We start from the raw sequence: 12,971 nt of genomic DNA on the forward strand, positions 1-12,971 counted from the left end.
TTGATTTTCAAGGCTCCGCGGACCCGGGAGGGGTGTTGGCTGTCAAAGTTGAGTTTATAATTACCACAAATCCGGCAATTGAAGCTGCTAAAACTTATCGACCCGGATTTGAAATGCGTGCCACGGAGATACAAGCCTGGATCAGGGCTGGAACTCCGTAGTTTTGTTTGCTCAAGTATTTCTCGCCCCATTCCCTGGAAGGATGTAAGACGACTTCTTTCTTGTCTGGCGAGGTATGTCTGGCGGGCCGATGGATTTAACAATATAAAACCATTTTTGCTTCGGGCACCTGTCTGCAACAGGCAGGCCGGCAAAAACCCGGATCAACTTGATACCCCCATAACTTGTATGATATGATATCTTTACCACGAAAGTTCTGAATATTTCATATTTTCTGAGCATAAGGTTCGGATCGAGCGTTTTGCGTTTCATTTTGCATTTCGTTTTGCGTTTAACCTCGACTTTGACACCTGACCCTATACGAACCCAGCAAAATCAAGGCTTTACAGGCATGAGAAGGACGCGTACCACTACATTTTCCTAATTTGTGGCAGCACCAAGAGCCAGTTCCTGTACGTGTTGCGGCGGTCGGATACCCAGCGCCCGGAAGGCTTCGTAGGCCTGGCCCGGCATCTCCGTGCGGCAAAGATACGTTTGACCCTCCAGAGTTAGCTCGGCGGCCTTGAGCTTTTTGAGATCTCGGATCAGGTACTGGTATTCCATCTGCGCCCCGGCCAGCTTGAGGCTTTGTTGCAGCGCCGATTCTAAGACCAGGGCCAGGAAGCAGACCATCACGTGCCCGTGCACCCGGCGGTCCTTCCAGTGGTAGATCGGGCGCAGGTCCAAGGGCGACTTGAGTTCCCGAAAGGCCCGTTCCACCCGCCACAGGTCCTTGTAGGCCAGGGCGGCGTCGGTGTCCAGGTCGGCGTTGGTCCGCAGAACGTATTTCCCGTCGTAACGCGCTTCGCGTTCCAGAGCCTGACGGTCGATTTCGGCTTTAGCCCCGTTGAGTTTCAGGAAGCAGCGATAGCCCTTGTTCCCGATGAGCGGTTTAATGCCCGCCTTGAGTTTGGCTTTAAGCTTTTGGACCATCTCTTCTCGGGCCTGGCGGTCGTGCTCGGCCTCGACGGGGTTGTAGCAGACGATATAGCGGTCAGCGGCATGCCAGACTTCCTTAACCTTCAGGTTGTCCCGCACGACCTTGTAGCGGCCGCCGGTGGCGAGGACCTCGGCCACGGCGCCGGCGCAGCACATCTTGACCCCGACGATGTACTCGATGCGCTGTCTGTCCAGTTCATCCAGGAGCGCGGGAGAGACCATGCCGCAGTCGGCGACGAAGATGACGCGCCGCAGGTTAAACCGTTTGCGGGCGTCATTGATCGCTACCTTGAGGGTCTCGATGTCGGCGGTGCTCCCGGGGAAGACCCGGTGGGTCACCGGCATTCCTTCCCAGGTCATCAGCACTCCGACGATGATCTGCACCCGGTCCGGGCAGCTACGTTTTGTGATTTTTCAAGGAGCGATCCTTGATTTTCAAGGCTTCGCGGACCCGGGAGGGCCATTAGCCGTCAAACTTGAGTTATAGTTTGTGTACGGTTTTTGCTTTTATGGCAAGTGGCCAAGAGGATAATGAAAAGAGGGTGATATTTGGATTAAGCCGATGGAGTACATAGAAGAGATCTTTATTTAAATTTAAGGAGAGGGGTTGATTAAATGTCTGAAGATCTGTTTGCCAAGGAGGAAACCCGGAAGGAATTGACGCGGAGGTCTTTCTTGAAGCTTATGACAGGTTTGGGGTTGACCGGTCTTGCGGGTGTTACTTTGCGTGGTCTTGGTTTGGGTGGTCTTGTTGCACCTGCTGGTGGTCTTGTTGCACCTGCTGTGGGCTATGCCTCAAAACTGGCACCGGCCGACGTCGTACCGATTGCTCCTGACAATCCGTCTATTGTTTACTACCAGAAGTTTTGTTTGCGTGGTAGTTGTGACGCGTGCGTCCGTGTTTGCAACGAGGTTCAGACGGTTTTAGGTTTTTGGGATGAGAAGGTGGCGCAAGAGATTGTTTGTGTTAATTGCGGGCAGTGTGCCCTTGTATGTCCCGGTAAAGATGGCCTCCCCGCCATCCGGGAGCGGGACGAGACCGCGGTGGTTTTCGATGCCTTGGCCAGCCCCGATTACCATGTAGTTGTTCAGACTGCACCAGCCACCCGGGTGGCTCTTGGGGAAGAGTTCGGGCTTGCTCCCGGAACATGGGTAGAGGGTCAGCAGGTGGCGGCGCTGCGCCGTCTCGGCTTTGATGCCGTCTTTAATACCAACTTTACCGCTGACCTCACAATTATGGAGGAGGCCACAGAATTTCTCCAGCGGGTTGTTAATGGCACGCACCCGTTACCGATGTTCACCTCCTGCAGCCCCGGTTGGGTTAAGTTTATGGAGTATTTCTATCCTGCCCTTATTCCGCATGTCTCGACTTGCATGTCGCCGCAACAGATGTTCGGAGCTTTGGCCAAAACTTACTACGCTAAGGCCCGAGGTCTGAATCCCGAAAAGATCATTTCGGTATCCATCATGCCTTGTACGGCCAAGAAATTCGAAGCCCAACGGCCTGAGATGAATGCCGCCAGCCGGTACTGGAATAATTCTCTGGTGAGCCGCGATGTCGATGTGGTTTTGACCACGCGCGAGTTGGCACGCATGATCAAGGCCCGGGGCATCGACTTTGCCAACCTGCCGGTCGAGGGCTATGATTCGTTGATGGGCGAAGATACCGGTGCAGCTATTATCTTTGGTGCTACGGGCGGCGTAATGGAAGCAGCGCTTAGAACAGCTTACTTTTTCCTTACCGGGGCACAGCCTCCGCAGGACTTGCTGAATTTCACGCCGGTTCGCGGCCTGGTCGGGATTAAGGAAGCCTCTGTACAGATTAACGGCGTGACGGTTAACGTGGCCGTTGCCCATGAACTCAAGAATGCCCGCACCGTTTGCGACATGGTGCTGGCGGGCAACCCGAACGGCTGGCATTTCATCGAGTTCATGTCCTGTTCCGGCGGCTGTATCAGCGGCGGCGGCCAGCCTAGAACGGCCGTTCCGCCAACCGATCCTATCCGCCAAGCGCGGATCGATGCTCTCTATGTCAAAGACGCAGCCGAGATTCAGCGCGCATCGTATGAGAATTCCGAGGTTCTGGCGCTCTACCAGAATTTCTTGGGAGAGCCGTACAGCAAACTTGCGAAACAGTTGCTTCACACCACTTATGTGAACCGCGGTCCCGTAGTGTAGTTAGATCCGCGGCCGCTAAAGGGCGGTTGGATCATTCTCCTGGACCACCGACATATCCGGGGTGTTACCTGGTCAGATCCGGTAGCGTATCGGGATGTTGTTCCGGGATAATTGCCATGTCATTTCCAGGGAACCGGCCGGGGAGGTTGCCAGAGGGGTGTCCGGATGGGGGATAAAGGGACCGACCCCGGCCATTTCAACGCAGAGGTCTTTAAGTAAGGAGACGTCTTTCAAGGGTGGTGCCGGGGCGCAGGCGCGCGAACAGCGCCGGATCGGCCGTCTCGTGCTTTAGAAGGTAGCGGTTTGCTCCCACGTCACGCAGTCGTCGATAGTCGTCCCTGGAGTGGTCACCGAGGGAGAGGGTTACGGCCATGTCCAATTTTTCTTTTATCCGCTGGACCAACCCGGCGAGGACATCTACGGTGTAAGCCGGGTCCTCGCCGGACTGCAGCATAATGCGCCAGTATCCCTCGTCACGTGCCTGCCGGGCGGCGGCCAGGATTTCCTCCGGGGCTATCCGGTAACGGGTAAGAAGACGGTTATCCCGTCGCAGACCGCAGTAGAGGCAATTCCTAACGCAATAGTTCGAGAACTCGATAATCCCTGGAAGGATGTAAGACGACTTCTTTCTTGTCAGGCGAGGTATGTCTGGCAGGCCGATGGATTGAACGGGGTTGGTTGGTTTTTTAAGTAGAATCGGCCTGGGTATTGTAGGGAAGTCGCCGGGTATAGATTTAGGAGTTTAAAAATGTTTTTGAAACAGCAGGATATTTTCCGTCAACAGCGAACCGATTATAAATTAAATTAAACGCATAATCGAAACAGCAGTAGTACGAAGCTATTGTTTTCCGTGATCATTTGAACCCATAAAAATTAAGAGCGAACAAAAGACCACGAAGGTCGGCCGAAAGGTATCGAATGCTTTCGTGGTCTTTTCTTTTTGGGGGTGAGGTTTGGAAAGACCGAAAGTTTGTTCGCGGGTTGAGGGACAGGTATGGCAGGAAGGAGTGAGCGGCGATGAAGAACGGTTTTGAACCGAAGATTATCGCGTTTCTATGCAACTGGTGCAGTTACGGCGGAGCGGACCTGGCCGGGGTCAGCCGGTTCCAGTATCCGCCGAATATCCGGGCGATCAGAGTGATGTGCACCGGAAGGATTGACCCGGGCTTCATTTTCAGAGCGCTGATGCTCGGGGCGGACGGAGTTCTAGTGGCCGGCTGTCATCCCGGTGACTGCCATTATGTTAAGGGAAACTACTACGCCGAGCGCCGGATCAGAATCTTGCGGCGCCTTTTGGAGTGGGTGGATATCGAGCGCGAGCGGCTCTGGGTGCGCTGGATATCCGCGGGGGAAGGTATCCGGTTTGCCAGCACGGTCAGGGAATACACGGATTTTTTGCGCGAACTCGGACCCAACACGCAGCGTTTCGCCGAAGCCGACATCGAAACCCTGGCGCGTGTGGCCTCGGCGATGGGTTCGGTCGGTCGGCTGGTCCTGGAAGAAAACATCTGCATGGTGGAGATGGCCAGGTATTTTCTGGAGCTTGTCCAGCGCGACTCGTGCGCCGAATGCATCCCTTGCCGCATCGGCACCAGGCGTCTTCTTGAAGTCTTTGAAAGAGTGCTGAAGGGAGAAGCCGATGAAGGCGAGTTTGTGTCATTGGCGGAAGCCGCCACGGCGATAGGCCTCGCGGCGAAGTGCGATCTGGGTCGGATCGCGGGACGGGCGGTAGCCGAAGTGGCCAGACACGGGCAGGACGAGCTCAAGGCGCATCTTGAGGGAAAGTGTCTGGCGACAGTGGAAGCCAACCGCGGCTGGGAAAGCGTAGTCGGCCGGGACGCGTGACCGCTTTTGGAACCTTGCCGGACAGCCGGTAGGCTGTATACCGCAAAACAGCCGCCGGCCGCCCGGACCGCTGTCATGCTTGAAGGAGGCGAAGATATGGGAAAAATCAGCCTGGTCATCGATCGACAAAAGGTTGAAGTGGAAGCCGGAACCACGATTCTGGAAGCTGCGGCCGGGGCAGGGGTGACGATTCCCACGCTCTGTTACCTCAAAGGCATTAATGAGGTTGGCGCGTGCCGCGTCTGTGTGGTCGAAGTGGCTGGAAGGAAGGAATTCGTCACGGCCTGTGACACACCGGCCGAAGACGGCATGAAAGTATTAACCAATACGCCGGCCGTACGTGCCGCCCGCCGCGTGACCCTGGAGATGATTCTCTCGGATCATCCCCTGGAATGCCTTACCTGTTTGCGCAACGGCAACTGCGAGCTGCAGGCGCTGGCCGCTCAGCTGAACGTGCGTGAGGTACGGATGCGCGGGGCGACACACGCCGATCTGGCGCCCGATGACTCCACTCCCGCGATTTGGCGTGATCCGCGGAAATGCATAGTTTGTCGCCGCTGCGAAAGCGTGTGTAACGATGTGCAGGGCGTCGGTGCGATCGACCTGCAGGGCCGCGGGTTTGACGCCTTCATAGGTCCGCCGGCGAACCTTCGGCTGGATGAAACAAAATGCGTGCAGTGCGGCCAGTGCGCGCTGGTTTGCCCGACGGCTGCGATTACCGAAAGGGATGAAACTGATATTGTTTGGGAAGCCCTGCTCGACCCGCAGAAATTCGTGGTGGTGCAGACGGCGCCGGCCACCCGCGTGACCATCGGTGACATGTTCGGGTTGCCTCCCGGTACGCCGGTCACCGGCAAGATGGTCGCCGCTCTCCGTAGGCTGGGGTTTGACGCCGTTTTCGACACGGACTTTACCGCTGATTTGACCATCATAGAAGAAGCTTCCGAGCTGATCAAGCGGTTAACCGAAGGGGGCGTACTCCCCCAGCTCACCTCGTGCAGTCCGGGCTGGATCAAGTACGCGGAGCATTTTTACCCTGAACTCTTGCCGCACGTTTCTTCCTGTAAGTCGCCCCAGCAGATGTTCGGGGCGATCACCAAAACGTATTTCGCCGAAAAGACCGGCCGGGATCCCGCCAGCATCTTCGTGGTGTCGGTTATGCCCTGTACGGCCAAGAAGTTCGAGGCGGCGCGACCGGAGATGGACGCCGCGAGGCGTTACTGGGACAATCCCCGCATCAGTCGCGATGTCGATGTCGTCCTGACGTCGCGGGAACTCGGACGGATGATCAGGCAGGCGGGAATTGACTTCGCCATTTTGCCGGACGACGAGTATGATGAGCCGCTTGGTGTCTCCACTGGAGCGGCGGCAATTTTCGGGGCCACCGGCGGCGTGATGGAGGCCGCGCTGCGCACGGCTTACGAAGTGGTGACCGGCAAAACGCTTGAGCAGGTTGGCTTTGAGGAGGTGCGTGGCCTTGAGGGGGTTAAGGAGGCGGTAGTGCCGTTGAACGGGGTCAACTTAAAGGTGATGGTGGTGCATGGGCTGCGTAACGCCCGTCACGTCATGGAAAGACTGAAGGCCGGAGAGCTCAAGGACTACCACTTTATTGAGATCATGTGCTGTCCGGGCGGGTGTATCGGGGGCGGCGGCCAGCCGATTCCGACGGACATGGAAGTAAGGCAGAACCGGATCGAGGGACTCTATCGGGTGGACGCGGCGATGAAGTACCGGAAGTCACACGAGAATCCGGCGGTAGATAAGCTCTACGAGGAGTTCCTCGGGAAACCCTTGGGCCACCGGTCGCACGAACTGCTTCATACCCGATACCTGCCCAGACCGTAACCGGGGTGAAGCCATTTTTTCCTGGAGGAGGTTTGAAAATATGCATAACGGTGACGCCGATCCAAAAGTGGTCTCGGAGTTGGCCCGGTCTCTGCTGGCTCTGGTGCGTAATGAGTCTTGCGGCGAGTGTCTTCCCTGCTGGCACGGGGTTAGGCAGATTGCGGCGGTTCTCGACAAGGTTGACAACGGAAGCCCGGTTAGTATAGAAGAATTAGCCGCGGTCGGCGAGTTGGCGCGCACTGTCGGCCAGGGCGCCAAATGCGGAGTGGGGCGTATCGGGGGCAGGCTTGTCCTGGAACTCCTGTCACGCTATCCCTCCGTATTTCAGGCTGGCGCATGATGGTTTTGCAATGAAGGAGGGGTGAAGGATGAGTACGTTTGCGCTGACCATCGATAGACAACGAATTGAGGTGGAGCCGGGGACGACGATCCTGGATGCGGCAGCTCAAGTCGGGATTAAGATACCTACCTTATGCTATCTGAAGGATATCGGTCATAACGTCGGCGCCTGCCGTATCTGCGTGGTCGAAGTCGACGGGGAGAAGGAATTCAAAACTGCCTGTAACACCCCGGCGGCGGCGGGGATGGTGGTCCGTACCAATACCCCGGCGATACGCGAGGCGCGTAAGGTAACCGTGGAACTGATCCTGGCCAATCATCCCATGGAATGTCCCACCTGCGTAAGGAACGGTCTGTGTGAATTGCAGGATCTGGCGGCGACGTTTGGCATCCGGGAAGTGCGCTTTCCGCGGACGCGGCCTGCTTACCCCATCGACGACTCTTCGGTGGCGATCATCCGCGATCCGAACAAGTGCATTCTCTGCCGCCGCTGTGTCACGGTGTGCCAGCAGATACAGGGCGTGAGCGCCATCGAGTTCAAGAAGGTGGACGGCGAGGCCGTGGTTGCTCCGGTCCTCAGGGCGCCGCTTGCGGAGACCAACTGTGTAAATTGCGGGCAGTGTATCCTGGTCTGCCCGGTGGGCGCGATCTACGAGCGTGATGAGACCGCCAGGGTCTGGGCGGCCCTGGCCGACCCGCAAAAACACGTGGTGGTCCAGACAGCGCCGGCGACTCACGTCTCCATTGGGGATATGTTCGGCCTGCCGGCGGGTACGGATATCACCGGCAAGATGGTGGCGGCTTTGCGGCGGTTCGGCTTCGATGCCGTGTTCGACACCAACTTTACGGCCGATCTGACCATTATGGAGGAGGGCTCCGAGCTCCTCGAACGGATCAACAACGGCGGCGTCCTGCCGCAGATTACTTCCTGCAGCCCCGGCTGGATCAAGTACATCGAACACTTCTATCCGGATCTTTTAGCGCATGTCTCCTCCTGTAAGTCGCCGCAACAGATGTTAGGGCCGCTGGCGAAGACGTATTACGCGCAACGGAAGGGGATCGACCCCGCCGACGTGTTTGTTGTCTCGATCATGCCCTGTACGGCCAAGAAGTTCGAGGCGGCGCGCCCGGAGATGAACGCCAGCGGCTACCGGGACGTGGATGTGGTGCTGACCTCGCGCGAACTGGGCCGGATGATCAAAGAAGCCGGTCTGGACTTCGCCAACCTGCCCGACGAGGACTATGACGAACCGATGGGCATCGGCAGCGGCGCCGCCCAGATTTTCGGCGCCACGGGCGGCGTAATGGAGGCGGCTCTCCGTACGGCGTACGAGTTGGTTACGGGCAAGACGTTGGATCAGATTAACTTTGAAGAGGTCCGGGGCCTGAAGGGGATCAAGGAGGCGACAGTACCGGTTAACGGCCTTGACGTCAAGGTACTGGTATCCCATGGATTGGGCAATGCGGGAATTCTGATGGATAAGCTTCGCGCCGGGGAACTAAAGGATTATCACTTTATCGAAATCATGTGCTGTCCCGGCGGGTGTATCGGGGGCGGCGGCCAGCCGATTCCCACCGGCACCGTGGCGCGCGAGCGGCGCATCGGCGGGATCTACGAGCGCGACAAGGCGCTGCCGTACCGCAAGTCGCATGAGAATCCACAGGTCAAAAAGCTCTATGACAAATACCTGGAGAAGCCTTTGGGTCATAAGTCGCACAAACTGCTTCACACTACCTACGTTGCCCGCGGATGGCGGCCGGAGGTTGAATAGATTCTAATCGGGCCATTCCCGCCCCTGATATACGTCAGGGGTTCTTGCCGGCGGGAGCATTGTCCTCCTGCCGGCTTTTTTAACGAAATCGGGAACAAGGTCTTTACAGATTTAATAGGACTCATCTATACTATTGATATTGCAGGACGGAGAACGGGCGGTGCGAAGCCGCCCCGGCGCGGGCCGTAAAATTAGGGAAAAACCACGGAAACCGGACTTTGCCGAAGCGAAGTCGTTTCCGTGGTTTTTTTGTTGCAAGTTCGCCGTTTTCGGGAGTCCAAGCAGGAGGAGGCAGGTGGGTTGCCCGGTCTAAAGCCAATGAAAAAAACCGGAAAGATTGCACGTATCGCGGTCATTGACGGCCAGGGGGGCGGCATCGGCAAGCTTTTGGTGGAAAAGCTCGCCCGCGCCCTGCACAACAAACACGCGGAAATCATCGTTTTGGGGACGAACGTCCTGGCCACATCCACGATGCTGAAGGCCGGCGCGGCCGAAGGGGTTACCGGTGAAAACGCCATTGTGCAGAATGCCGGCAAAGTCGACATCATTGCCGGAACCATTTCCCTGCTTGTCGCGCACAGCATGCTGGGCGAGTTTACCCCGGCGATGGCCGAGGCGGTAGCCAAAAGCCCAGCGGTAAAAGTGCTCCTGCACCTCAACCGGTCGGGGGTTGAAGTGGTCGGTGTGCCTGCGGAGCCTTTGCCCCACCTGGTGGATATGCTTGTCGAGAGGGTAGTTTCCCTGGTCGGAGGCTGTGAGGAAACATCCGGCGCAGTTATGTGACACGCTGGCACATCCAGATGCAAAAACCGGTATCGCGAATACCGGACACGAAGTCCGGGAATTCGCGATTTTTTGTCTTGTGGAAAACGGGCGCAGGAGGGTGTTAACGTTGCAAAACGCCGTGGTTATAGGTCTCGGAGACGTGTGTTTGGGCGATATGGGGGCAGGGTCATATGTCATCGAAGCGCTTTCCCAGGAAAACCTGGGTGAGTACGTCGACCTGGCGGACATAAGCTGCTACGAGGTGTTCGACCTGGAAATGCACCTTTACCGGAAAGACTACGCGGTCCTGGTCTATGCCCTGGCAAGGGGATACCCCGGCGGGCATGTATCCCAGGTGACATGCCGCGAGGCACTCCCGTCAGCGGACATGTTGAAAAATGGGGGCTGTTCAAAAACGAGCATGGCGCGGAAGGCGAAGCCGGCCAGCGGCGGAGCGTACCGGGCGGTACGTGAGCACTGGACGGCAAGCATGACAAAGTCAGGCGAAGTTTTTCAACTGCCCCTAGCGCAGGGGTTCTTCTGCGGCGGTATGCGCCCGGTGTACGAAAGGCTCCACATGGCGAAGGTTTTCGGCGTCCTGCCGCCCGAAGTGACGCTTGTCGTTATTGAGCCGCAGAAGGTATGCCACGGGCTGGAATTGACCGGAGAAGTCCGGTCCGCTGTTCGCAAGGCCGTCCGTCTGATCAAGAACAACTTGATGCAGCGCGGGTTCTTACCTTCTTCCCCGGTGACGCCTCTGCTCCGGTATCGCATGGACCTGTTGCAGACAACTATCTGACTGGGGAAGACGGCGTCGGTCAGTCCGGTGCGGAAAGGGGTGGTGTATGGCAAAAGCCCGAATGCAGGAGTTACGATGGAGATTGACTTTGACGAAGGAGGAGTACGTGTGAACAAGCACTGTGAACGGGAACAGGCGGTGACCAGGCGGGCCTTCCTGAAGATGATGGGCGGGCTCGGCCTGGCGGGGCTGGCCGTCGGCGCCGGCGGATGTCTTGAGTCGCCCGTTCGGGATACCGGCGGACAGGGATGGCTGCCTTATCAGTACGAGGCGGCGGGTACGTGGCCGGTACCCATGCGCGGGCGGGTTTCGATCGATCCCATGAACCCGTCGCTGGTCCGCGACGACGCCAAGTGTGTTCTGTGCGGGCAATGCCTCGATGTCTGCGAGCGGGTACAGGCGGTTTTCGGCCATTACGGTCTTCCGCTGGCCGATGACGTTATCTGCATTCACTGCGGGCAGTGTACAATGGCCTGCCCGACGGGCGCGATCGCGGAACGCGACGACACGGACAAGGTCTGGCAGGCGCTGGACGATCCCAGCCGTTTTGTCGTGGTGCAGACGGCTCCGGCAACAAGGGTGGCCCTGGGCGAGGAGTTCGGGCTTGAGCCCGGCACATGGGTCGCCGGCAAGCAGGTTGCCGCTCTCAGGAAGCTGGGTTTCGACGCGGTCCTGGACACCAATTTCACGGCCGACCTCACCATTATGGAAGAGGGCACGGAGCTGATCAAGCGCTTTAAAGGAGAACTGCCGGGCAAGCCGCTGCCGCAGTTCACCTCGTGCTGTCCGGGATGGATCAAGTTCTGCGAGTACTTTTATCCCGACCTGCTGCCCAATCTCTCGACCTGCAAGTCTCCGCAGCAGATGTTCGGTGCTTTGGCGAAAACCTATTATGCGGCGAAGAGAAATATCGCGCCGGAAAGTATCGTCTCCGTTTCTGTCATGCCATGCACGGCGAAGAAGTTTGAAGAGCAGCGCCCGGAGATGAACGACAGCGGGTCCTTCCACGGGAAGACATCCCTGCGGGACGTCGACGTCGTCCTTACCACGCGCGAGCTGGCGAAGATGCTGAAACGGAAGGGGATCGATCTGACGGCGCTGCCGGACGAGGCTTACGATTCATTCATGGGTGATTCCACCGGCGCCGCGATCATTTTCGGGGCTACCGGCGGCGTCATGGAGGCGGCCGTGCGTTCGGCGTACTTTTTCATCACCGGGCAAAAAACGCCGGCCGATCTTCTCAACCTGACCCCGGTGCGCGGCCTTGACGGTGTGAAGGAGGCGGCCGTCGACATCCCGGGCGTAGGCGCCGTGCGTGTTGCGGTTTGCCACGGAATGGCCAACGGCCGCCGGGTCCTTGAGGAGGTACGGAGCGGCCGGGCGCCGTGGCATTTTATTGAGTTTATGGCCTGCCCCGGGGGATGCATAGCCGGCGGCGGGCAGCCGAGGACGGCGGTACCGCCCACGGACGAGGTAAGGACCAAGCGCATCGCCGGGCTGTACAGCGCCGATGCGCGCTGGGTGCGGCGCGAAAGCCATGAAAACCCGGAGGTCCTGGCTCTTTACCGGGAGTTCCTGGAGCATCCCATGAGCGAAAAAGCCGAGGAACTGCTTCATACCGAGTACGTTTCACGCGCCGATAAGATCCGTCCTTTGGAGCTTTCCAAGTCGGTCAGCTAGCGAAAACGAATAGAGGGGGCCTGGTATTGTGGCAAAAGGCGTCCTGGTCGACCTGACCAGATGTATCGGATGCGGCAGCTGCGCCGTGGCCTGCAAGCTTCACAACGGCCTGGAATGGGATCCCGAAAAGCCGATTATTGACGAGAAGGCTGTCCTTGCCGGCGAAAACTGGACCGTGATCACAAGCCACGTTGTTGCCGTCAAGGACCGTGAGGTATGGCGGTTTGTCAAGCATCAGTGTCTGCACTGTCTTGAACCGGCCTGTGCATCATCGTGCTTCGTGAGCGCCCTCAGAAAGACTCCCGAAGGGCCGGTTGTTTACAACGAGGACATCTGTGTCGGATGTCGGTACTGCATGCTGGCATGCCCGTTCGGCGTTCCCAAGTACGAATGGGATCAGCAGTTTCCGCGCGTGCAAAAATGCAATATGTGCTTTTCACGGGTTAATGCAGGCCAAGTCACGGCCTGTACGGTGGTTTGCCCGACACAGGCGCTGCGATTCGGTGAGCGCGATGCGCTTCTTGCCGAAGCCCGCCGCCGGATTGCCGATAATCATGCTTATGTCCCCGCCGTTTACGGCGAGAAGGAATACGGGGGCACCTCCTGGCTGTACATCTCGGACGTGCCGTTCGAGCAGATGGGCTTCAAGA

At 57.9% G+C, this 12,971-nt stretch carries 11 protein-coding genes and 1 pseudogene; 10 read left to right on the forward strand and 2 right to left on the reverse strand.

Features of this window, described 5'->3' with window-relative positions; translation table 11 throughout:
* Window positions 1-540: 540 nt before the first annotated feature.
* Complete coding sequence (locus tag ACUM6F_RS12330; protein ID WP_445349426.1) at window positions 541-1,482, reverse strand: IS1634 family transposase; 942 nt, start codon at window positions 1,480-1,482, stop codon at window positions 541-543.
* A gap of 231 nt (window positions 1,483-1,713) precedes the next feature.
* Between ACUM6F_RS12330 and ACUM6F_RS12335 the strand changes: the two genes are divergently transcribed.
* Window positions 1,714-3,276, forward strand: a complete 1,563-nt coding sequence (locus ACUM6F_RS12335; RefSeq protein ID WP_445349427.1) for a [FeFe] hydrogenase, group A — start codon at window positions 1,714-1,716, stop codon at window positions 3,274-3,276.
* A gap of 211 nt (window positions 3,277-3,487) precedes the next feature.
* Here ACUM6F_RS12335 and ACUM6F_RS12340 read toward each other — a convergent pair whose 3' ends face one another.
* Complete coding sequence (locus tag ACUM6F_RS12340) at window positions 3,488-4,006, reverse strand: radical SAM protein (RefSeq protein ID WP_445349434.1); 519 nt, start codon at window positions 4,004-4,006, stop codon at window positions 3,488-3,490.
* A gap of 287 nt (window positions 4,007-4,293) precedes the next feature.
* Between ACUM6F_RS12340 and ACUM6F_RS12345 the strand changes: the two are divergent.
* The 9 genes and pseudogenes from ACUM6F_RS12345 to ACUM6F_RS12385 form a co-directional block, all read left to right on the forward strand.
* Window positions 4,294-4,692, forward strand: a pseudogene (locus ACUM6F_RS12345) (hydrogenase iron-sulfur subunit); the annotation flags it as partial.
* Window positions 4,693-4,797: 105 nt separating this feature from the next.
* Window positions 4,798-5,121: an NADH-ubiquinone oxidoreductase-F iron-sulfur binding region domain-containing protein gene (locus tag ACUM6F_RS12350; RefSeq protein ID WP_445349435.1), complete on the forward strand. Its 324-nt coding sequence runs from the start codon at window positions 4,798-4,800 to the stop codon at window positions 5,119-5,121.
* Window positions 5,122-5,217: 96 nt separating this feature from the next.
* Window positions 5,218-6,966 carry an NADH-dependent [FeFe] hydrogenase, group A6 gene (locus ACUM6F_RS12355; RefSeq protein WP_445349428.1) on the forward strand — a complete coding sequence of 583 codons (1,749 nt, stop codon included), beginning with the start codon at window positions 5,218-5,220 and terminating at the stop codon, window positions 6,964-6,966.
* A gap of 40 nt (window positions 6,967-7,006) precedes the next feature.
* Window positions 7,007-7,306 (forward strand): NADH-ubiquinone oxidoreductase-F iron-sulfur binding region domain-containing protein, encoded by a 300-nt coding sequence (locus tag ACUM6F_RS12360; protein WP_425620564.1) that lies wholly within the window; start codon window positions 7,007-7,009, stop codon window positions 7,304-7,306.
* A 28-nt stretch (window positions 7,307-7,334) separates the two neighbouring features.
* The gene (locus ACUM6F_RS12365) at window positions 7,335-9,077 is read left to right on the forward strand and encodes an NADH-dependent [FeFe] hydrogenase, group A6 (RefSeq protein ID WP_445349429.1); all 1,743 of its coding nucleotides are present in this window, start codon (window positions 7,335-7,337) and stop codon (window positions 9,075-9,077) included.
* 318 nt (window positions 9,078-9,395) lie between these two features.
* A complete protein-coding gene (locus ACUM6F_RS12370; protein ID WP_445349430.1) occupies window positions 9,396-9,860 on the forward strand; it encodes a DUF3842 family protein in 465 nt (154 codons plus the stop codon).
* 109 nt (window positions 9,861-9,969) lie between these two features.
* Complete coding sequence (locus ACUM6F_RS12375; protein ID WP_445349431.1) at window positions 9,970-10,641, forward strand: hypothetical protein; 672 nt, start codon at window positions 9,970-9,972, stop codon at window positions 10,639-10,641.
* A 75-nt stretch (window positions 10,642-10,716) separates the two neighbouring features.
* Window positions 10,717-12,321, forward strand: a complete 1,605-nt coding sequence (locus tag ACUM6F_RS12380; protein ID WP_445349432.1) for a [FeFe] hydrogenase, group A — start codon at window positions 10,717-10,719, stop codon at window positions 12,319-12,321.
* A 28-nt stretch (window positions 12,322-12,349) separates the two neighbouring features.
* On the forward strand, window positions 12,350-12,971 hold a 622-nt coding region (locus ACUM6F_RS12385), incomplete at its 3' end, for a 4Fe-4S dicluster domain-containing protein (RefSeq protein WP_445349433.1).

The sequence above is a fragment of the Desulforudis sp. DRI-14 genome (genome assembly GCF_052618305.1).

Excerpts from the sequence above, each read along its gene's own strand:
- ACUM6F_RS12335 (WP_445349427.1), top strand. The coding sequence starts at position 1,714 with ATGTCTGAAGATCTGTTTGCCAAGGAGGAAACCCGGAAGGAATTGACG.
- ACUM6F_RS12350 (WP_445349435.1), top strand. The coding sequence starts at position 4,798 with ATGGCCAGGTATTTTCTGGAGCTTGTCCAGCGCGACTCGTGCGCCGAA.
- ACUM6F_RS12355 (WP_445349428.1), top strand. The coding sequence starts at position 5,218 with ATGGGAAAAATCAGCCTGGTCATCGATCGACAAAAGGTTGAAGTGGAA.
- ACUM6F_RS12360 (WP_425620564.1), top strand. The coding sequence starts at position 7,007 with ATGCATAACGGTGACGCCGATCCAAAAGTGGTCTCGGAGTTGGCCCGG.
- ACUM6F_RS12365 (WP_445349429.1), top strand. The coding sequence starts at position 7,335 with ATGAGTACGTTTGCGCTGACCATCGATAGACAACGAATTGAGGTGGAG.
- ACUM6F_RS12370 (WP_445349430.1), top strand. The coding sequence starts at position 9,396 with ATGAAAAAAACCGGAAAGATTGCACGTATCGCGGTCATTGACGGCCAG.
- ACUM6F_RS12380 (WP_445349432.1), top strand. The coding sequence starts at position 10,717 with ATGGAGATTGACTTTGACGAAGGAGGAGTACGTGTGAACAAGCACTGT.